16 protein-coding genes are annotated in these 19,972 nt (G+C 59.7%); 7 read left to right on the top strand and 9 right to left on the bottom strand.

Annotated features, from left to right (window positions below; genetic code table 11):
• Positions 1-13: 13 nt before the first annotated feature.
• Positions 14-433, top strand: coding sequence for a PA0061/PA0062 family lipoprotein (locus tag AACY26_RS09185; protein ID WP_339513217.1), 420 nt, complete (start codon positions 14-16; stop codon positions 431-433).
• A 24-nt stretch (positions 434-457) separates the two neighbouring features.
• Here AACY26_RS09185 and AACY26_RS09180 read toward each other — a convergent pair whose 3' ends face one another.
• The 5 genes from AACY26_RS09180 to AACY26_RS09160 form a co-directional block, all read right to left on the bottom strand.
• A complete protein-coding gene (locus AACY26_RS09180) occupies positions 458-883 on the bottom strand; it encodes an OsmC family protein (protein WP_339513215.1) in 426 nt (141 codons plus the stop codon).
• A gap of 94 nt (positions 884-977) precedes the next feature.
• Positions 978-1,973, bottom strand: coding sequence for an LLM class flavin-dependent oxidoreductase (locus tag AACY26_RS09175; protein WP_339513213.1), 996 nt, complete (start codon positions 1,971-1,973; stop codon positions 978-980).
• Positions 1,974-2,117: 144 nt separating this feature from the next.
• Positions 2,118-3,050: an autotransporter domain-containing protein gene (locus AACY26_RS09170; protein WP_339513211.1), complete on the bottom strand. Its 933-nt coding sequence runs from the start codon at positions 3,048-3,050 to the stop codon at positions 2,118-2,120.
• Positions 3,051-3,207: 157 nt separating this feature from the next.
• Entirely contained in the window at positions 3,208-3,420 is a 213-nt protein-coding gene (locus tag AACY26_RS09165) for a dodecin (protein WP_010488136.1), read from the bottom strand.
• A 125-nt stretch (positions 3,421-3,545) separates the two neighbouring features.
• The gene (locus tag AACY26_RS09160; protein ID WP_339513208.1) at positions 3,546-4,433 is read right to left on the bottom strand and encodes a LysR family transcriptional regulator; all 888 of its coding nucleotides are present in this window, start codon (positions 4,431-4,433) and stop codon (positions 3,546-3,548) included.
• 148 nt (positions 4,434-4,581) lie between these two features.
• On the opposite strand from AACY26_RS09160, the gene trpB reads away from it, so the two are divergent.
• The 5 genes from trpB (at position 4,582) to recD (ending at position 15,515) form a co-directional block, all read left to right on the top strand.
• On the top strand, positions 4,582-5,802 hold the full coding sequence (trpB, locus tag AACY26_RS09155) for a tryptophan synthase subunit beta (RefSeq protein ID WP_339513206.1): 1,221 nt from the start codon (positions 4,582-4,584) through the stop codon (positions 5,800-5,802).
• Positions 5,802-6,611 carry a tryptophan synthase subunit alpha gene (gene trpA, locus AACY26_RS09150; protein WP_339513204.1) on the top strand — a complete coding sequence of 270 codons (810 nt, stop codon included), beginning with the start codon at positions 5,802-5,804 and terminating at the stop codon, positions 6,609-6,611. Before trpB ends, trpA begins: the two co-directional genes overlap by 1 nt.
• 197 nt (positions 6,612-6,808) lie before the next feature.
• Positions 6,809-10,081: an exodeoxyribonuclease V subunit gamma gene (gene recC, locus AACY26_RS09145; protein WP_339513202.1), complete on the top strand. Its 3,273-nt coding sequence runs from the start codon at positions 6,809-6,811 to the stop codon at positions 10,079-10,081.
• Complete coding sequence (gene recB, locus AACY26_RS09140; protein ID WP_339513200.1) at positions 10,078-13,671, top strand: exodeoxyribonuclease V subunit beta; 3,594 nt, start codon at positions 10,078-10,080, stop codon at positions 13,669-13,671. Before recC ends, recB begins: the two co-directional genes overlap by 4 nt.
• Positions 13,671-15,515 (top strand): exodeoxyribonuclease V subunit alpha, encoded by a 1,845-nt coding sequence (gene recD, locus AACY26_RS09135; RefSeq protein WP_339514090.1) that lies wholly within the window; start codon positions 13,671-13,673, stop codon positions 15,513-15,515. The genes recB and recD overlap by 1 nt, the downstream gene beginning before the upstream one ends.
• Positions 15,516-15,517: 2 nt before the next feature.
• Here the strand turns inward: recD and AACY26_RS09130 are convergent, their stop codons facing one another.
• Positions 15,518-16,453, bottom strand: coding sequence for an AEC family transporter (locus AACY26_RS09130; protein ID WP_339514088.1), 936 nt, complete (start codon positions 16,451-16,453; stop codon positions 15,518-15,520).
• Positions 16,454-16,530: 77 nt separating this feature from the next.
• Here AACY26_RS09130 and AACY26_RS09125 point away from each other — a divergent pair, with 77 nt between their 5' ends.
• On the top strand, positions 16,531-16,935 hold the full coding sequence (locus tag AACY26_RS09125; RefSeq protein WP_339513198.1) for a GFA family protein: 405 nt from the start codon (positions 16,531-16,533) through the stop codon (positions 16,933-16,935).
• Here the strand turns inward: AACY26_RS09125 and AACY26_RS09120 are convergent.
• The 3 genes from AACY26_RS09120 to AACY26_RS09110 form a co-directional block, all read right to left on the bottom strand.
• Positions 16,932-18,884 carry a DUF7844 domain-containing protein gene (locus AACY26_RS09120; RefSeq protein WP_339513197.1) on the bottom strand — a complete coding sequence of 651 codons (1,953 nt, stop codon included), beginning with the start codon at positions 18,882-18,884 and terminating at the stop codon, positions 16,932-16,934. The two genes, AACY26_RS09125 and AACY26_RS09120, sit on opposite strands and share 4 nt — an antisense overlap.
• A complete protein-coding gene (locus AACY26_RS09115) occupies positions 18,881-19,201 on the bottom strand; it encodes a DUF2388 domain-containing protein (RefSeq protein ID WP_089360005.1) in 321 nt (106 codons plus the stop codon). The genes AACY26_RS09120 and AACY26_RS09115 overlap by 4 nt, the downstream gene beginning before the upstream one ends.
• A 171-nt stretch (positions 19,202-19,372) precedes the next feature.
• Positions 19,373-19,690, bottom strand: a complete 318-nt coding sequence (locus AACY26_RS09110; protein ID WP_339513192.1) for a DUF2388 domain-containing protein — start codon at positions 19,688-19,690, stop codon at positions 19,373-19,375.
• Positions 19,691-19,972 lie beyond the last annotated feature (282 nt).

The following is a 19,972-nucleotide window of genomic DNA, read 5'->3' as shown; positions in this document are numbered from 1 at the left end:
TGACGAGGTTGTCATGCACCGAATAGCACTCACTGCCTGCACGCTGGCCCTCACCGCCTGCGCATCTGAGCTGCCACAACCGTCACCCAATCAGGCATGGGTTGACCTCTACGCCAGCGCTGGCTATCTGCTGATGGCCAATAAACTTGATGGAAAGCGTCTCAACGATGGACGTTACTTCCAAGTGCCACCCGGTGCCCATGACTTGGAGGCGCGCTTCCAATTCGAGGTGCAAGGTGGTGGTAGCCTGGGGGGCATGTCTGAGCCGGTGCAGATGACTTGCGAGTTGCGCTACCGCTATGACAATTTTGAAGCGGGCAAACGCTACCAAATGCAGGCTCGCCCGTTAATGCGTGAAGCGCAAGGCTGGCTCTATGACGAGCAGCGCAATGTCGTTGCCAAAGCAGAAGTCATGCGCTGCGGTACTTTTTAGTCACCAGTCTTGCTGGCAGGCGAATCAAGTTTCGAGCGTGGCTTCAAGGGTGATGGTTGCATTCAACACTTTTGAAACCGGGCAGCCGGTTTTGGCGTTCTGTACCGCTTTTTCGAAAGCAGCACGATCCGCGCCCGGAACTTTTGCGTGCAAGGTCAGGTGTACGGCGGTGATCGAGAAGCCATCGCCGTCTTTATCAAGGGTCACTTCCGTCTTTGTGTCGATGCTCTCGGCAGTCATCCCAGCTTCGCCCAGTTGCAGCGACAGCGCCATTGAGAAGCAGCCCGCGTGTGCGGCGCCAATCAATTCCTCAGGGTTGGTTCCCGGCTCGTTTTCAAAGCGGGTATTGAAGCCGTAAGGTGATTTTGACAGCACACCGCTCTCGGTCGAGATGGTGCCTTTGCCTTGTTTGATGCTGCCCTGCCAATGGGCTGATGCGGTCTTCTTCATCAAAGATCTCCTGCTTCGTAGGGTACTTAGTTGAGAGTCCGGTGCTGCCAACAAGTTCGTTGGCAGCCAGGTTCCACAGCCGATAAACGTCGGATCAGCGCAAGCCTGCGAGAATCTCGAAAGAGCGCTTGCGGTCATTGAAGTCGTAAAGATCGCTGGTGAACATCAGCTCATCGGCGCCGGTTTGCTCGAGCAATACCTCAAGCTTAGCGCGGATTTTCTCCGGGCCGCCGATCATGGCCAGGCCAAAGAACTCGCCCACGGCATTGCGTTCATGGGGCAACCACAACCCGTCCATGCTGGCGACAGGCGGACGCTGGACCAGGCTCTGGCCGCGAATGAGCGAGAGAATCCGCTGGTAGGCCGAGGTCGCCAAGTGTTCAGCGTGTTCGTCGGTATCCGCCGCAACCAAGGGGACGCCGAGCATGACATAAGGTTTGTCGAGTACATCGGAGGGGGTGAAGTGATCGCGGTAGATCCGAATCGCCTCATGCATCATGCGCGGGGCAAAGTGCGAGGCGAATGCATAGGGCAGGCCTTTCTGGCCCGCTAACTGCGCGCTGAACAGGCTTGAGCCGAGCAGCCAGATTGGCACATTGGTATCGCTGCCGGGCATGGCCACAACCCGTTGATTGGCTGTGCGCGGGCCCAGATAGCGCTGAAGTTCTTCTACATCCCGCGGGAAGTCATCGGCGCTGCCGCTGCGGTCGCGGCGCAGGGCATGCGCGGTGTATTGGTCGGCACCGGGCGCACGGCCCAACCCCAAGTCAATCCGCTCAGGATAGAGCGTTGCCAGTGTGCCGAACTGTTCGGCGATGACCAGCGGGGCGTGGTTGGGCAGCATCACCCCACCAGAGCCCAGGCGAATGCGTTGGGTGTTGGCCGCCAGATAACCGATCAAAACCGAAGTCGCCGAACTGGCGATGCCGTCCATGTTGTGGTGTTCAGCCACCCAGAAGCGGTTAAAGCCCAGTTGCTCGGCATGTTGCGCCAATGCCAGGGAGTTGCCCAAGGCCTGCTTGGCGTCGCCGTCATCGCGGATTGGGGCTAGATCGAGGATAGAAATCTTGGTCTTTGCTAAAGCGCTCATCTGCTCTGCCTATTAAATGCTCAAATGTGCGGCGCAGTCTCAAGCCTTAATGAATACGCCAATACTTGAGTTTAATAGTGGGGATTAATCAGTCGATTCCAAGTCCTGAAATCGAATTGGCTGATTTGCGCCTATGGCTCGGCGTTAAAAACTCACCGCCAGGCCTAGTGACAAGCCCGATACGTTATCTCCGACCATCTGTCGTAATACCAGGCGGGTGCGGCTGATAAATATGTCGTAAGCGCTGGAGTCGAACTCGACGCCGAGGCCAAATGTGGATAAACGGTCAAAACCCAGGGCGCCCCGTTGGTCGCCCAGGTATTCCGAATGGGAAAACTCCAGGACATAACGCAGCGGGCGCTGCATCACCACCCAGCCGGTGGGTGCTCGCCAGCGTGACCATAAGTTGGCTGTTTCGGCGGTAACCTCGCCGTTAATGGCTTCATCGCCGCCGATCTGCTGCAAATTCATGTAGGTGTAGCGCAGTTCGATATCCGCTTCGTAATCGGGGCGAACACGTTCCCAGTCGAGCATCATGGCGCCGCCCAGGCCCAAGGCACTCATCTGACCGTCATCGAGAAACTTGATTTGTTTATTGGTCTTGCGGTTGATCAATATCCGCGCCGCGTTGAGGTCGCTGGTCATGTAGCCCAGGCCCACGCTGGCGATCGGACGCACCACCACTTCATCACTGATGGGAAAATCCCAGCCGACACCACCGGTTGCCGAGACAGAGTTCCACTTGACCGGAATGGCACGGCGCTCGGCACCATCTGTGGCGACAAAGCGTGGGTCGTAACGGCTGTAGGCCGCAGCGCCTTCGAGATACAGCGGGAATGACTTGCTCATGGTCGCGCCGCCACCCAACTGGGTCATCTTGATGCTTGGGTTGCCGCTGCTGCCATCCTTGATCTGTAGCGAGCTTGAGGCCAAATCAAGGGTCATTGAGTAGGACATCAATGACAGCACGCCATTAACCCGATCCTCCACATCATCGCGGTCGAGCATCAGCTCGGCATGGGCTGTGGGGGCAGCAATAACGACAAGAAGCGTAAAGCGGGAAACGAGTTTGGCCATGATTGAGCCGTCAGTAATCAGTTCGCCTGAATTCTAGACGCTAATCCAAGGGCCGGTAACTAATTACCCGCAATCAAACGCTCTGCCAAACGCCGTACTAGAGGCATTCAGCAGCAAGGGCTGTGCAGGCGAGGCTCGCCTGCAGCTCCAGGCGGGTTTAGCTGCTGCTTAGGCGAAAGCCCACTTTGAGGGTGACTTGATAGTGACAAACCTTGCCGTTTTCGATGTGTCCGCGGGTCTCTGTCACTTCAAACCAATCGAGGTTACGAATCGACTTGGCGCATTCGGCAATGGCGTTGTTAATGGCATCGTCAATGCTGGTTTTGGATGAACCAACGACTTCGACTTTCTTGTAGATGTGGTCTGACATGGTCTACTCCTCAGTGAAATCACTTTTGGATAGGGGCTGGTAGCGCCGATTAAATCAGGCACTTATCAATACTGATGCCGCCATCCGTGCAACGTTCACTCTAAGCCTAGGCAAGGATCAAGCATTCAGCGCGATAATTCGCGCTCCAGCCACTGCGCCAAGCGCTCTGCGCGCTTATCCAGTTGGCGTTTCGGTACCCATAGCGCCAGCCGTGCCGAGGTTTCAACAAAGCCCCAGGGTGCCAGCAAGCGCCCGCCGGCCAGGTCGTCGGCGACCAGTTGCTGCGGGGCGATGGCGACACCAAGCCCGGCGGCGGCAGCTTCCAGCAGGTAATACAAATGCTCGAAGCCCTGGCCCAGGCGCAGCTTTGCCGGGGCGATGGCATTACTCTGTGCCCAGCTTGGCCAGGCTTGCGGCCGCGAAGTTGTATGCAGCAATGGCTCGTTGAGCAAGCCTTCGGCAGAACCCTGTGCCAGCGCATTGAAATGGCTGTAACGCGGGCTTACCACCGGGCCGATACGCTCCGCTGCCAGCTCGAATACGCGCATATCCGCCGGCCAAGGTGGCTCGGCAAACCATAAGGTGGCATCGACTCCGGCGCCGCGCGGGTCCAGCTCGCCTTCGCTGGCAGACAGCTGCAGGCGCAAGTCGGGCAGCTCGCGGTTGAGTCGATCGAGCCGGGGAATAAACCAGCGCGCGAGCAAGCTGCCGGGGCAGGCCAGGACGAAGGGCGACTCAGCCTGGCCTTGCTTGAGCTCTGCGCAGGTTTGTCGTAGCCGCTCGAAGAGCTCTGAGCTGGTGTCGCGTAAACGTACGCCTGAATCTGTGAGTTTAAGGCCGCGTCCGTCTTTGCTGAACAGCGTTAGGCCAAGCTGTGTTTCGAGCAGCTTGATCTGTCGACTCACTGCGCCGTGAGTCACGTTAAGCTCGTCTGCTGCAGCGCTAACGCTGTTGAGGCGGGCAGCCGCTTCGAAAGCACGTAATGCATTTAGGGGCGGAAGCGCTTGGTTCATGTGTGAGTTTTCCTAACAGATCGCAGCAATCTTATCGCTTTTTTCCTGGGGCACACAGCCTTATCCTGTGTCCATTGTCCGAGTGGATGGAGCATTTGCCCGCCCAAGCTCGTGACCCAGCCGTTCAGATTAGATTGAGGAGCAAACCATGACTTCATTTCGCAGTGGTCCTGACGCCAACGGCCTGTTCGGCGCGTTCGGCGGTCAGTACGTCGCAGAAACCCTGATGCCGTTGATCCACGATCTGGCGGACGAATATGAAAAAGCCAAGCAAGATCCCGAGTTTGCCAAGGAGCTGGCGTACTTCCAGCGTGATTATGTCGGCCGTCCAAGCCCGCTGTATTTCGCTGAGCGTCTGACCGAACATTGCGGCGGGGCGAAAATTTATTTCAAGCGCGAAGAGCTCAATCACACCGGCGCGCACAAGATTAACAACTGCATCGGTCAGATCTTGCTGGCGCGGCGCATGGGTAAAAAACGCATCATCGCCGAGACCGGCGCAGGTATGCACGGTGTGGCAACGGCAACTGTCGCGGCGCGCTTTGGCCTTGAATGCGTGATCTACATGGGCACCACCGACATTGATCGCCAGCAGGCCAACGTCTTTCGCATGAAGTTGCTCGGTGCCAAGGTGATTCCGGTGGTTGCCGGCACTGGCACCCTGAAGGATGCGATGAACGAAGCGCTGCGCGACTGGGTGACCAACGTCGACAGCACTTTCTACCTGATCGGTACCGTAGCCGGGCCGCACCCTTATCCAGCCATGGTGCGTGACTTCCAGGCGGTGATCGGCAAGGAAACCCGCGAGCAGATGCAGGCCCAGGAAGGGCGTCTGCCAGACAGCCTGGTGGCTTGCATCGGCGGTGGCTCTAACGCCATGGGCCTGTTTCACCCGTTTCTTGATGACCAGTCCGTTGAAATTATCGGCGTCGAAGCGGCCGGTCACGGCATCGAGACCGGCAAGCACGCAGCCAGCCTGAACGGCGGCGTTCCCGGCGTTTTGCACGGCAATCGCACCTTTTTGCTGCAAGATGACGACGGCCAGATCATTGATGCGCACTCCATCTCAGCCGGTCTTGATTATCCGGGCATCGGCCCCGAGCACGCCTGGTTGCACGAGATTGGCCGCGTGCAATACACCTCGGTCACCGACAACGAAGCGCTCGATGCCTTCCACAAGTGCTGTCGCCTGGAAGGCATCATTCCCGCACTGGAAAGCGCCCACGCACTGGCTGAAGTATTCAAGCGCGCCCCAAGCCTGCCAAGCGATCACCTGATGGTCATCAACCTGTCCGGTCGCGGTGACAAAGACATGCAAACCGTTATGCATCACATGGCTGATGCCGTAAACCAGCAGGAGAACAACTGATGAGCCGCCTGCAAGCTCGCTTTGCCGAACTCAAGCAACAAAACCGCGCCGCGCTGGTGACCTTCGTCACCGCAGGCGACCCCGGCTATGACGCCTCATTGGCGATCCTCAAGGGCTTGCCGAAGGCGGGCGCTGATGTGATCGAACTGGGCATGCCGTTTACCGACCCAATGGCTGACGGCCCGGCGATCCAGCTGGCCAATATTCGCGCCTTGGCCGCCAAGCAAGACCTGGCCAAGACCCTGAAGATGGTGCGCGAGTTTCGCCAAGATGACCAAAGCACGCCGCTGGTGTTGATGGGTTACTTCAACCCGATCCACAAATACGGGGTTGAGCGCTTTATCGCCGAGGCCAAGGAGTCTGGAGTCGATGGCCTGATCGTGGTCGATCTGCCGCCAGAGCATAACGTTGACCTCTGTGATCCGGCGCAAGCGGCCGGGCTCGACTTTATCCGCCTGACAACTCCGACCACGGACGACAAGCGTTTGCCGAAAGTGCTCAACGGCAGCTCGGGGTTTGTGTACTACGTCTCGGTGGCGGGTGTGACCGGTGCCGGTTCGGCCACGCTTGAGCATGTCGAGCAGGCAGTTGCGCGTCTGCGTCGCCACACCGACCTGCCAATTAGCATCGGTTTTGGTATTCGCACTCCGGAACACGCCGCAACCATCGCCCGTTTGGCCGAAGGTGTGGTGGTGGGCTCGGCACTGATCGATCAGATCGAAAAGGCCGACAGCAGCGATGCGGCCGTCAAAGGCGTGCTCGACCTGTGCAGCCAACTGGCTGAAGGTGTACGCAGCGCCCGCAAGTAACGCTGTTGCAATTGGGGCGGACGATTGGCTCAAACCCGGGGTTTAGGGTTTGAGTCATGCTGGACAAGCTTCGCGTTGTCGCACCCTACGCTCGATAGCGCTTTTCATCCGCCTCGCTGGATTTGTATCCCGCCAAAATCTGTTGTCACCTTACTGAACTGTTAATCTAACCAGATTGCCCGGATGTGATGTGACCCATGCTGACTCTGTATCACGCGCCAGACCTGGAAACCCTTGGTGAGCTTGCGACCACGCTGCTCGCCCAACCTTTGCGTGACCCCTTCGCGGCAGTCAAAGTGGTGGTGCCCAGCCAAGGCATGGGGCGCTGGTTGACGCTTGAGCTGGCGCGCAAGCAAGGCATCGCCATGCAATTGGATGTGCAGCTGCCTGCAAAATTTGTCTGGGATTTATCACGCCTAGCGCTCGGCCAATTGCCCGAGCAATCCGCGTTCTCACCGACCACCCTGAGCTGGCGCCTGTATGACTGGCTTTGCGAGGCTGAGCATCTCGCCCAGGCGCCGCGTCTGGCGCACTACCTTGAAGGCGGTGATGAGCGCCGCCGGTTGTCGCTGGCAGCGAAGATCGCCGACGTCTTTGACCAGTATCTGCTCTACCGCGATGACTGGCTGGCGGCCTGGGAGCGCAATGAGTTGCTGGAGCTGGGGCCGGACGAGGCCTGGCAAGCCTTGCTCTGGCGCGAACTGACTAAAGACGGCCACCCGCACCGCGCGCGCCTGCTCGATGACTTGCTCAAGCGCTTGTACAGCAGTGACCCTATTGCCGGCATGCCGGAGCGGCTGCTGGTATTTGGCATCAGCAGCTTGCCGCCGCATCACATGCGCGTGCTCGATGGCCTGGCCAAGCACACTGAAGTGATCATCTTCGCGCTCAACCCGTGCCGCGAGGCCTGGGGCGAGATTCGTGATATCCGTGAGTTGGCGCGTCAGCCTGAGCTGAGCCCGGATGACTGGTACCTGGATGTCGGTCACCCGCTACTGGCTAGTCTGGGTAAACAGGGGCGTGACTTCTTCGACAGCTTATTTTCCCTGGCCAGCAGTGAAGGCAGCCAGGAAATTGGCTTGTATTCAGAAGACGATGCGCTGCACGACGACAGTTTGCTGCAAGCCTTGCAGAACGACATCCTGCGCCTGCAAACGCGCACGCCTGAGCAGCGTCTGGTTCTGCGCGAAGATGATCGTTCGCTGGAAGTTCACGTCGCTCACTCGCCGTTGCGTGAAGTCGAAATCCTTCACGACCAGCTGCTCGCTCGCTTTGCAGCCGACCCGGAGCTGACGCCTGATCAGGTCGTGGTGCTGACGCCCGACATCGAGCGTTATGCGCCTTATATCGAAGCGGTGTTCGCGCCCCGTGAAGGCGTGCCGCGTATTCCGTTCAGTCTTGCCGACCGCAGCCTGCGCGCTGAAATACCGCTGATCGAGGCCTTTATCAGCCTGCTCGGTCTGCCCGACAGCCGCTTTGCCGCAGAGGAAGTGCTGAGCTGGCTTGAACAGCCCGCCATCGCCCGCAAGGCCGGGATCGAAGCGGAAGATTTACCGCTCATTCGCGATTGGCTGCACGAGGCAGGCGTACGCTGGGGGCGCGACAGCAGCCATCGTCAGCAATTGGGTTTACCGGCCGATGCGGCATTCACCTGGCGTCAGGGGCTCGATCGCCTGTTGCTGGGCTTTGCCGCGCCGCCGCAACTGGCCGGTCTGGCTGCGCCGCTGTTGGGTGAAAGCTGGCCGTTGGATGCGCTGGAAGGGGCGCGCGGCCAATTGCTCGGACGCCTGGCCGGATTTGTCGAACGGCTCGCCGGATTAGCGCAAAACATGCAGCGCCCTCGTTCATTGAGTGAATGGGCGCAGACCCTGCTTGAGCTGGTCGATAACCTGTTTGATGAGCGCGAGGCGGGCGATACCTTGTTGTTGCTGTCCAAGGCGTGTGCGGCCTTGCAGGAACAGGCGCTGGCATCCGGCATCGAGCGGCCCCTTGAGCTGGCGCTGATTCGTCAGCAACTCAGCGCTGCGCTGGAGCAAGGCAGCGGCGCCTCAGGCTTTCTAACCGGTGCGGTGACCTTCTGCACCATGGTGCCGATGCGCAGCTTGCCCTTCAAACAGGTGTGCCTGCTCGGCCTGGATGACGGCGCACTGCCACGTAGAACGCCAGCGGCCGGCTTTGATTTGATCGGCCAGAAACCGCGTCGGGGTGACCGTGCCCGGCGTCTGGATGACCGCTATTTGCTGCTCGAAACCCTGCTCAGCGCGCGCGGTGGCCTGTACCTCAGCTATGTCGGTCGCGACCCGCGCAGTAACGCTGAGTTGCCGCCTTCGGTGCTGATCAGTGAGTTGCTCGAAGTGGTCGATCTGACTGCGGTATGCGCCGGGGCGGAACATGCCTACGCGCAAACCGCGAGCAAGCACATCGTTCTCCAGCATCCGTTGCAGCCGTTTGCCCCGGCTAACTTTCAACAGGATCGCCATGCCGGTTTTGCTGCGCCATGGTTCCGCGCCGCGCAGCGTCTGGCCCAGCCAGTGAATATGCTTGCCCAGCCTTTTGTTGAGCGCTTACCCGAGCCTGATGAAGAATGGCTGACGCTGGAACCGAGCCAGTTGATTCATTGCTTCAAGCACCCGGCGCGCTACCTGCTGGAACAACGCCTTGGCTTGCGCTTGGCGCAAACCGAGGACGCGCTGGCGGGCGACGAGCCCTTCAGTGTTGAGTGGACATCGACCCACGGCCTGCGTCAATTGGCCTTGCAGGCGATTGAGCGCAACTGGAGCGAAGCCGAGGAACGTGCAATCGCGGCGGCCTCCGGTTGGTTGCCGGTCGGCGAGTTGGGGCAGGCGTATTGGGGGCAAATTCGCGGGCCGATCCGGGCCTTCGCACCGACGCTGTTTGCCGAGCGTCCGGATGATGCGCCGCAGCCGGTGTTGGTTGATATCAAGCTGGCCGGTGTGCGTATACATGGCTGGCTCGAAGGTGTCTGCGAGAGCGGCCTGTTCGATTACCGCCTGCGCGACCTGGGTGCGTGGGAGCTGGCGCCATTCTGGCTGCGCCACTTGCTGCTCAACTGCAGCGATAACCCCGCTGTTTGTCGCGAGAGCCGATTGCTGTCACCCAAAAGCGAGTGGCGCCTGGGCGCCTTGGGCAATGCCCGTGAATTGCTCGAACCCTGGCTGCTGGCTTACCGCTCGGCGCTGTGCGAACCCTTACCAGTCTTGGCCAAGTGCAGTTATGGCTTTGCTAAAAAATGGCGCAAACCGGGGCGCAAGGAACCCATAGACGCCGCGCGCAGCGAGGCACGTATTTTGTGGGCCGGGAACGATTTTATGAGTGGCGAAAGCCAGGACCCATGGAACGCGTTGGCGTTTCGTGACCGGGAACCTCTGGATGAACGCTTCGAAGCATTGGCCGAACAGTTGTATGGCCCTGCGCTGGATGCCCTGCAAGGCGATGAGGACGAGCAATGAGTGGCGTTAAGTTGGACCTGCTGCACGACAGCTTCAAGGGTCGCTCGCTGATCGAGGCCAGTGCGGGCACCGGTAAGACCTTCACCCTGACCTTGCTCTATGCGCGCTTGTTGCTGGAAAAGCAGCTGTCCGTTTCCCAGATTCTGGTGGTGACTTACACCACCGCGGCCACGGCTGAGTTGCGCGAACGCGTGCGCAAGCGCCTGGCCGAGTTGCTGGTGGTTTATGAGCAGGGTCACGGCGCTGATGCCTTGCTCAATGCCTTGCATGACCAATTCTCCGACTCGGCCAGCCACCGACGTTTGTTGCTCGCGGTGCATGGTTTTGACCAGGCGGCGATCTTCACCATTCACGGTTTCTGCCAGCGCGCGTTGCAAGATGCGGCGTTTGAAGCCGGTGGCGATTTCGATAACGAGCTGACCCAGGATGACCGCGAGCTGCTGGATGCGCTGATCGCCGATCTCTGGCGTATTGAGCTGGCCAGCGCAGAGCCTGAATGGGCGGCGTTTTTGGTGCAGCAGAAAATAACCCCGCAGGTGCTGCGCCAGCGCTTGCGCAGCCATTTGGGCAAACCCTATTTGCGCATTGAGCCCCAGCCGGGCGCTCCGGCTGAGCTGGCTGAGTTGCGTAACGCCTGGCAGCACGCCAAAGACTTCTGGTTGCGTCAGGGCGCGGGCTGGATCGAGCAGCTCAAAGCCTTTGATGGCTTCAATAAGCGCAGCTACAGCGCCGAGAAATTCGGCTTCTGGCAACTTGAACTGGATGGCTATTTCAGTGATGCGGCGGCTCTGTTCAGCAAGGTCGATGGCTTGCGCAAACTGGCCCGCGAGGCATTGATCAAAGGCACCAACAAGGGGTTTGCGGCGCCGTTAGAAGCGGTCGCCGATGCCTTGCAAGGCTTGTGCGACGCACTGGATGCGGCGCAGCCTGAGGCCGAGCAACGCCTGATCGACCTGCAAGTACGGATGATCGGCCAGCTCAATCAACAACTGCCAGCGCGCAAGGCGGCGCAGCGCATGCTGGCGTTTGATGACCTGCTCAACCAGCTGCAACAAGCCCTGTACGGCGAAGGCGGCGAGCATCTGGCCCAGACGCTGCGCGAGCAGTATTCACTGGCGTTGATCGATGAGTTTCAGGACACCGATCCGATTCAATACCAGATATTCCGGCGTATCTACGCAGACAGCGGGCTGGAGTCAGCGCAGGTCATCGATGAGCCTGCTAATAGCGCGGATCTGTGTTTTGTCGGCGATCCCAAGCAGGCGATCTACGCATTTCGCGGGGCGGACTTGGCCACCTATTTTACTGCGCGCAGTGAAGCCGCCCGGCAATACAGCCTGGCCACCAACCACCGTTCAACGCCGCAACTGATCAGCGCCCTGAACCAGGTATTTGACCGGCCCATGCCATTTGCCGTCGAGGGGCTGGACTATCCAAGCGTTGGCGCCAGCGACAAGGCGCGGGCCAAGCTGGTGTTGCCAGAGCTCGAAGGGCAAAGCGATGCCTCGCTGGCGTTGGTCTGGCTGGCGGATGATTACCTGAGCAAAGGCGAGGCAGGCAGTTTGGTCGCTATCGACACGGCCCGACGTATCGCTGGCTTGCTGGCGGCAAGCGCCAAAGGCCAAGCCTACTTCGACGATGATGGCGTGCACGAACCGCTCAAGGGCGGTGATATTGCGGTGTTGGTCGCCAGTCATCGCCAAGCCGCTGAGGTTGCCGCGCAGCTTGCGGCTCGGGGCGTCCCCAGTGTGCGCCGCGGTAAGGAAAGTGTCTGGCACAGCGAAGAAGCCGAAGCCTTGTCTGCGGTGCTGGCGGCCTACGCTGAACCGGGCCGTGAGGGCGCATTGCGCTATGCGCTGGCAACACGTTTGCTCGGGCGTAGTGCGGCAGATCTGGCGGCTTGCCAGGATGATGCGCGGGCTTGGGATCAAGAGCGTGAAGCGGCGGAGCGTTACCATCAACTCTGGCAACAACAAGGCTTTATGCGCGCCTTCCGCGCCTGGCTGGACGAGCAAGGCGTTGCCGAGCGCTTGTTGGAAGTTGTCGATGGCGAACGGCGCTTGACCAACTTGCTGCATCTGGCCGAATTGCTGCAAAGCGAAAGCCTGCAGCGCCCGGGCATGGAGCAGTTGCTGGCCTGGTTCAACGCCCAGCGCAGTGTGGATAATCACGGCGAAGAGGCGCTGCTGCGTCTGGAAAGCGATGCCGAACGGGTGCAGATCGTCACCATCCACACCTCAAAAGGCCTGGAATATCCCTTGGTGTTTTGCCCCTACCTCTGGGATGGCGCGTTGCTGCGCAAGACGGAAGACATCACCTGTCATGCCGAAGACGGCACGCCATTGCTCGACCTTGGCGGCGAGCAGTTTGATCAGCATCGCCAGCTGGCGCGGCAAGAGCGTTTTGCCGAGCGCTTGCGCCTGACCTATGTGGCCATGACCCGCGCTGCCGTGCGCCTCTGGCTGCATTGGGGCGCAATCGACTGCAAACCAAAAAAAGACGGCACCTTAAGCGATGAAGGCTTGCACAGCAGCGCCTTGGCCTGGCTGCTACAGGGCCGCGATCTGCCGGGCAATGACCCGCTGACCGAGATGGCTGCGCACCTGCAAAACCTGACGCCACAGGGCATACGTGCAGAGCTTGAAGCCCTGGCCAATAACAGCCAGCAGCATATTGGCCTGACGCCGCTGCTTGAAGCCGAAGCCAGTGCTGCTGGTGAGCATCGTGCTCCCGCTCCAGAACAATTGACGCAGTTGCACCGCAGCCTGCACAGCAGTTGGCGTATTGGCAGCTTCTCTGGCTTGTCAGCCGGTATGCATATGGAGGCGCCAGACCGCGATGGCTTGGTGATTCCAGACGCCAGCGAGCCGGGCATGGGTTTTTATGGCTTCCCCCGTGGCGCACGCGCCGGTACTTGCTTGCACGCGATCCTTGAAGACTGGGCCTGCAACAAAGCGCCGCTGGCAGAGCTGGTCGAGCCGGCCTTGAGCGGCCACGGCATTTCCAGCGACTGGACTGAAATTGCCCGCAACCAACTGCAACAAGTGCTTGATACTGACTTGGACGGCGCGGGTCTGACGTTGACCACCCTTGCTGGCGCGCGTCGCTTGCCTGAACTGGGTTTTACCTTCCCGGTGGCGCGTCTGGATGTGCAGCGCTTACGCGCCATTCTGACTGATCCGGCCTATGGTCTGGCCGAACCCATGCGTGAAGCGGCAGCGCGGCTTGAGTTCGACAGCTTGCAGGGCTTTCTGAAAGGGTTTATCGACCTGACATTTGAGTATCAAGGGCGTTGGTATATCGCTGACTACAAATCCAACTGGCTGGGCCCGGACGCCAGTTTCTACAGCGGCGAACGGCTGGTGCAGGCCTTGGCCCGCGAGCATTACTATTTGCAGTACCTGATTTATCTGGTCGCCCTGCGGCGTTTTCTGCGCCAGCGCCTGAGCGACTTCAGCAATGAGCAAATCGGCGGCGCCTATTACTTGTTTCTGCGCGGCATGCCAAGCGCTGGCGTGTATTTCTCGCGGCCCAGTGATGAATTGCTGGATGCCCTTGATCTGTTATTCAGCGCCGAGGTGGCCGCATGATCGATCTTGCCCAGTTGTCATTCGGCGCGCTGGAGCGTGCCTTGGTGCAGAGCCTGCAACGGTTGCAGCCGGACGCAGATGCATGGGTACTGGCCTCGGCTGCCTTGACCTGCGCCGCGCTGGAGAAGGGCGATGTGTGCCTGGATTTAGCGCGTCTTGCTGGCCAGCGCCCATGGCCGGAAAACACCACGCAACTGCCGGTGTTGGCTGACTGGCTAAACCTCCTGCACGCCTCGCCGCTGGTGGGTGAGGCCGGTGATTTCACCCCGCTGATACTGGATGGCCAGCGCTTGTATCTGGCCCGTTATCAAGCCTATGAACAGCAGCTCGCCGAGCAATTGCTGGCCCGTTCAGCCGCTCTGCCAGCGGTTGATGAAGCCGTGCTTGGGCAAACCCTTGAGCGTTTGTTTGCCTTCAATACCCAGCAGCCCGACTGGCAACGTCTCGCCGCGGCGCAAGCGGTACGGCGCAATCTGGCGGTGATTTCCGGCGGGCCCGGCACCGGTAAAACCACTACGGTTGTACGCTTGCTCGCAGCCTTGCTTGAACAGCCGGGTGGCGAGCAGTTGGCGATTGGCCTTGGTGCACCGACGGGCAAGGCTGCGGCGCGCATGGCCGAGGCAATCCGCAACGCCAAGGCTGCATTGCCGGTGAGCGATGCAGTCAAGCAGATGCTCCCGGAAGAAGCGCGTACCTTGCACCGCCTGCTCGGTAGTCGCGGCGACAGCCCGCAGGTGCGGCATACGGCGGCAAATCCTCTGCCGCTTGATGTGTTGGTGGTCGATGAAGCCTCCATGGTCGATCTGGCGCTGATGGCCAAGTTGGTCGATGCCTTGCCGCCCAAGGCGCGACTGATTTTGCTCGGCGATAAAGATCAACTGGCGGCGGTTGAAGCAGGTGCCGTCTTTGCCGAGTTATGTGAGGGGCGCGGCTTTGATGCCCAGGCAGCGGCTGATCTACAACGTATTACCGGGCAACAAGTAGAGGTGCAGCCGCCCGCGTCAAAACTCGGTGATGCCGTGGTGTTGCTGACCCACAGCCATCGTTTTGCCGGCGACAGTGGGATTGGCGAACTAGCCCGGCGAATAAACGCCGGTGACGTGCCGGGCACCTTGAGTTTGCTCAGGGAGTCGCGGGCTGATCTTGCCTGGCAGGCAGAGCCAAACGCGACCGATCTGCTGGAGCGTTTGACCCAGGGCTACGCCGGTTACTTCCAGGCGGTTAAAAGCGCCGACCCAGAAGCTGCATTCAGCGCCTTCAATGATTTTCGGGTGCTCACCGCCCAGCGTGAAGGGCCTTGGGGTGTGGCGGGTATCAATGAAGCCCTGGAAGCGCGTATCAGGCGGCGCCAGCAAGTCGCCAGCCGTGAGCGCTGGTATGCCGGACGAGCAGTAATGGTTCGGCAGAACGACTATGCGCTGGGCTTGTTCAACGGTGATATTGGTATCTGCTTGCCGACCGAACATGGCTTGCGCGTGTTCTTCGAGGGCGAGCAGGGTTTCAGGCCCTTTGCCCCGGCGCGGCTGCCCAGCCACGACAGTGCCTTCGCCATGACCGTACATAAAAGCCAGGGCTCGGAGTTCAGCGAAGTGCTGCTGGCGCTGCCTGAACAGCCAAGCCCGTTGCTGACTCGCAGCCTGTTCTACACCGGTATTACCCGGGCCAAGCACAAGGTCGAGATCTGGGGCTTACCCCAGCGCCTGGCTGAAGCCGTAGCGACCCGCGCCGAGCGCGCGGCGGGCTTGGCTGAGCGCTTGGCCAGGGTGTCGACTGCGCAAGCGCCGCAGCCGCCCCGTGATGAACCCGTCAATACAGGGCATCAGGGGCAGCTGGATCTATTTTGAGCCTAACCCAGTAAAGTCAAAATAATCGGCAAGCTGGCGGCGGCGAGCAGTGTTTGCAGGGTGATGGCGCCTGCCATTAGCTGGCTGTCGCCGCCCAGATGGCGCGTCAGCACATAGGCGGTGGGCGCTGTTGGCAGGGCAAAGAACAGCACCAGCACCGTGGTTTCCATCGCAGGCAAGCCGAGAATCTGCGCAATCACCCACGCAAGCAGCGGCATGCCGATCAAGCGCGCCAGGCTGCTCCAGGCCAAGGCCGGAACTTCCCCGCCCAACTCTTCAGGTTTCAACGCCGCGCCAACGCAAAGCAGGCCCAGCGGCAGGCTGGCGGCGGCGAGCAGACTGAGCAATCGATCGGTGCCGCCGGGCAGACCAATACCGCTGAGATTGATTAGCGCGCCACCGAGGCAGGCAAGAATCAGTGGGTTCTTGGCAATGGGCAATAGCAGGCTGCGCAGGCTTATCCCGCGTTCGGCGGTTAACGACCACACAGACAATACGTTCACCGTCGGCACCATCAGCGCCAGCATCAGCGCGGCCAGTGTCAGGCCCGGTTGACCAAAAAGGCTGCCAACGGCGGCAAGGCCGAGGTAGGTGTTGAAGCGCAGAGTGCCTTGGGTGAACACCCCAAAACGTGCGGCGGGCCAGCCACGCAAGCGGCGCATCAGCAGCAGCGCCAGCCAGCCGATGCCAAGCCCCAGCATCACCGCGAGCGCCAGTTGTTTGAGCGCAGGATTATCCAGTGGCGCGCGGGCCAGACTGCTGAATAGCAGCGCCGGGAACAGCACAAAGTAGTTGAGGCGTTCGGCGCCGGGCCAAAAGGCCTCATTGGGGAAGTTCCAGCGTCGCAGATAGAAACCGGCCACAATCAAGGCAAATAACGGCCACAAGGCCAGTAGCAGCTCAAGCACGGAAACCTCCTGCAATAGATAGGCAGCTATCTTGCTCAGTGGCGTGCTGGAGCGCAACACTAAGGTTGTCAATTCGATGGGCGTGTTGATAACGGGAGGACGTGATCATGACGCAGCTTCATCGCGGCGGGTGCCAGTGCGGTGCCATGCGTTACGAGTTTGATGCGCCGCTGCAGGACATCGCGCATTGCCATTGCTCGATTTGCAGGCGCAGCAGCGGAGGGATTGTCACCACCTGGATTACCGTGCCGCGGGCCAGTTTTACCTGGCTCAAAGGCCAGGCCAGGCAATATGCCTCATCAACCAGTTGCACGCGGTATTTTTGTGCCGATTGTGGCGCGCAGCTGGCGCTGTTCACCTCGCTCAGCCCCGATACCCTGGACGTCACCATCGCAACCCTTGATCACCCTGAACGGGCACCTGCCGACCGGCATATCTGGGTGCAAAGCCGTTTGCCGTGGCTGCGGCTTGACCCTGAGTTGCCTGATGAGCAGCAAGAGATAATCGTTTAAGGCAGCATCAATCCGCCGCTGGCCTTGTGCATCTCGCGCAAGTGTTTGCCGAGTAACTTGAGGTTGTCTTCAATCGTCTCCAGCTCAGCCAGCCGCTCGGGTTCAAGCAGGCTGCGGACTTCGCTGTCGAGCGAGTCGCGCAGTTTCAGCAGGTACTTTTGCCGGCTGCTGCTCTCGGTTTCGAGACGTTGCCATTCAGCCTCTTGTGGTAAACCGTAACCGCCTTCGAGCAGCTCGGCGGGCCTGCTCAAGAAGCCGCTATTGGCGAGGATTTGTTCGAGCGCATTACCCGCTTTATCGAGGCCCTTGTCAGGCACTTCGCGACCGCTGAGGTAGCGCTCCTTGAGTTCCTGTTGGGCGACCAGTATCTGCTTACGCTGTGCGGCTTTTTCCAGGAGCATCATTGCCGCTGTGGTGCGAATATCGGCTTGGGCGAACCATTGGCTGCGCTCTTTGGCTGGCAGCTCCAGCCAGTCTTCCACGGATTCTTGTTTGATCGGTAAGTGAGTGCGCAATACATCAAACATGGCTTGATAGCGATCGCGGTACGAATCAAACAAATAACCCAGGCGCATGGCTTCTTTGCGGTCTTTGAGCATGCTTGAGTCCGCTAGCCCGCGCGCCTCAAGGACTTCCAGCAAGCCATTGGGCATGATGCTGTCGAGTGTTTGCAGCTTGGGGTTGTTGGTTCCGGTGCGCAGCAGTTTCAGGTTTTCCACCGCGCAGTTGTTCGACAGGAAGTAGTAGTTACCGTCGTAACTCCAGTGCTGTTCAACCGAGCGGATGACGAAGTCATTGATCTGTTGACGATTAAGGTTCATTGGCACCGAAATCAGGCTGCGCAGCTCGGTCTTGGTGTATTCGTCGACCACTTGCGCCAGCGGTAAAACAAATAATCTGGATGGATAGGCGCCAATCATCGCGCCCCAACTGGACAGTTGCACGTCGCCGATAAACGCCCGGTAGGACAGCACCAGGCTCTGATCCAGGTCGAGCCGGCACGCCGGGCCAAGTGGTCGCCCCGGTGCACAGATAATCAGACGGATCATGCTGTGGCCCCAGCGGCTGGCAAGCTGGTCATTGGCTTCAGCGAGCAGGTAATCGACCGCGTAGACGCGCTCAGGGTCGATCTTACCCAGTGGTTCCTTGGCAAAGTCATTGCCCGCATTGAGATAGGCCAGGCTGGTGTCGCAGTTGTCTTGGTTGGGCGGCGTCCAGGCAAATTGTTCGCGGTAGTAAGCGGCCAGTGTTGGGCGGCGGCAGGCGAAGCTTGGATCAAGCAGGAAGTACTCCATGTTGACCGCAACAAATTCGCGCGGGTTTTCCAGTTCGTACAAATCCGGGCTGCGGGCGACCTGATGGTTCTCTTGTTCGCGTTCGCCGCGACGGCCCACGTATTGCGGCCAGCCTGCAATATCCAGCAGGCGCGGGTCATCGCTGAGGGTAAAGCGCCGTGCGGTTTCACCCCGACAATTATCCGGTAAGCCAACAAGACCACTGCTGCTGGCGCGGTTCTGGCAGCGATGCAGGCGTATTTTCTCAGCGGCGGGCCAAAGCTGGGCGCGGTCGTAGAGATGGGTCAGTTCGTGAATCACCGTGGCCAGTAATTCTTTGCGCACCGTGCCGTGGGGGCGATTGGTCTGTTGGGTCTGCGCGCTGCCGTCGACCAGTGACGGAAGAAGCCGCTGGTTGAGCCAGATCTGATCGACCTTTACCGTGCGCCCGTAAACACGCTCCGGCAGTTTCTGCCAGCTGAAATTGACCTCTCGATCAAGCCGTTGACGAAAACTGGGTGGCAGCGCCTGCAGCGCATCATTGAGCAGCGCTTGGCTGGCGGCCTGTTCAGGCGCGCTTAAGTCATCGCCAACAACTTCCAGGTTGAGCTGCGCGTAACTACCGGTGGAAACCAGCAGCAGGCAAAGAACCAGGCAGGTACGCGCCAGGCTCACAGAGCGAGAATGGCTTGCGCTAGAGTCAGGTCGGAGGCGTTTTCGGCTTCGGGTACGCGGCTACGAATAGTGGTGATTGCCGCTTCAAGATTGGCACCACGGATTTCGCCCTGGCTGGCGACAAAGCTGGCCGCGTCATCATGGGCTTCACGCACGACTTTAGAGTCGCGGATTGATGTGGTGGTGTCCGAGGTGAAGTCCAGCGTGCGGTCGAGAGCACGCACAATGATATTACTGGTCGCAACCAGTGTCTGGGCCTGGACGGAGCCGGCCATGAGTGCGGCTGCGGCAACAGAGGTGAGCAAAATGCGACGCATAAAAAATCTCCGTAAAACAATTCGATAGCGATTGGACGGGCAAAACTCTGCCCGGTTCCGCTACACAAGTAGCAGCGTGGTATACGGATTTTGACTCACACAGCAGGCCGATAGCCAGAGGTGCAGGGTAAATGCATAACGCCACGAGCAAGTCGTGGCGTTATTTGGCGATTACAGGCTGATGATTGCCTGAGCCAGCTGCATATCATTGGCCTGGAGGCTTGGAACCTTGGTGCGGATGTGCTCAAGAGCAGCTTCCAGGTGCACGCCACGAATGTCGCCCTGGCTGGCTACAAAACTGGCGGCGTCATCGCGAGCAGCCAAGACAACTTTGTCGTCCTTAAATGACGAACTGATATCAGAGGTTGCGTCGGTGGTCGCTGCAACAGCACCAACAATGGCATCGGTTGTGACCACAAAACTGGTGGCCGAGGCATTGGCTGCTAAGGCCATAAGCGCTGCGAAGCTAAGTGTGCGTAAGGGATTCATCCTGAAAACTCCAAGCTGTGGGTAGATGTAGGGCGCAGGGCACCTAGGGAGAGTATAAGCCTAGCCCGCTGATTATGCCGCGTCGGGTAATGCCCGCTAATAGATTTTTTAATCCGGGAGCTGAAGGTTCGGCCAGCGGATTGTGCGTAGCGCCAAGCTATGAGTTTGGGCGGCAGCGAAAGTTGCACTGACCTTGATTCAATGCGCTCCAGTTTTTATTCACTACGCATAGGTTTCAGCACAGGCCCTGCAAATACTGGGCCGGCGCAAAGCGTCTAGATT

It is taken from the genome of Pseudomonas sp. RL_15y_Pfl2_60 (assembly GCF_963970595.1).
GTDB lineage: Bacteria > Pseudomonadota > Gammaproteobacteria > Pseudomonadales > Pseudomonadaceae > Aquipseudomonas.
This window is presented reverse-complemented; position numbering and strand designations above follow the sequence as displayed.

Coding starts and splice junctions, on each gene's coding strand:
- AACY26_RS09160 (WP_339513208.1), bottom strand. CDS start 4,433: ATGAACCAAGCGCTTCCGCCCCTAAATGCATTACGTGCTTTCGAAGCG.
- recB (WP_339513200.1), top strand. CDS start 10,078: ATGAGTGGCGTTAAGTTGGACCTGCTGCACGACAGCTTCAAGGGTCGC.
- AACY26_RS09125 (WP_339513198.1), top strand. CDS start 16,531: ATGACGCAGCTTCATCGCGGCGGGTGCCAGTGCGGTGCCATGCGTTAC.
- AACY26_RS09115 (WP_089360005.1), bottom strand. CDS start 19,201: ATGCGTCGCATTTTGCTCACCTCTGTTGCCGCAGCCGCACTCATGGCC.
- AACY26_RS09110 (WP_339513192.1), bottom strand. CDS start 19,690: ATGAATCCCTTACGCACACTTAGCTTCGCAGCGCTTATGGCCTTAGCA.
- AACY26_RS09175 (WP_339513213.1), bottom strand. CDS start 1,973: ATGAGCGCTTTAGCAAAGACCAAGATTTCTATCCTCGATCTAGCCCCA.
- AACY26_RS09165 (WP_010488136.1), bottom strand. CDS start 3,420: ATGTCAGACCACATCTACAAGAAAGTCGAAGTCGTTGGTTCATCCAAA.
- trpA (WP_339513204.1), top strand. CDS start 5,802: ATGAGCCGCCTGCAAGCTCGCTTTGCCGAACTCAAGCAACAAAACCGC.
- recC (WP_339513202.1), top strand. CDS start 6,809: ATGCTGACTCTGTATCACGCGCCAGACCTGGAAACCCTTGGTGAGCTT.
- AACY26_RS09180 (WP_339513215.1), bottom strand. CDS start 883: ATGAAGAAGACCGCATCAGCCCATTGGCAGGGCAGCATCAAACAAGGC.
- trpB (WP_339513206.1), top strand. CDS start 4,582: ATGACTTCATTTCGCAGTGGTCCTGACGCCAACGGCCTGTTCGGCGCG.
- AACY26_RS09170 (WP_339513211.1), bottom strand. CDS start 3,050: ATGGCCAAACTCGTTTCCCGCTTTACGCTTCTTGTCGTTATTGCTGCC.
- AACY26_RS09185 (WP_339513217.1), top strand. CDS start 14: ATGCACCGAATAGCACTCACTGCCTGCACGCTGGCCCTCACCGCCTGC.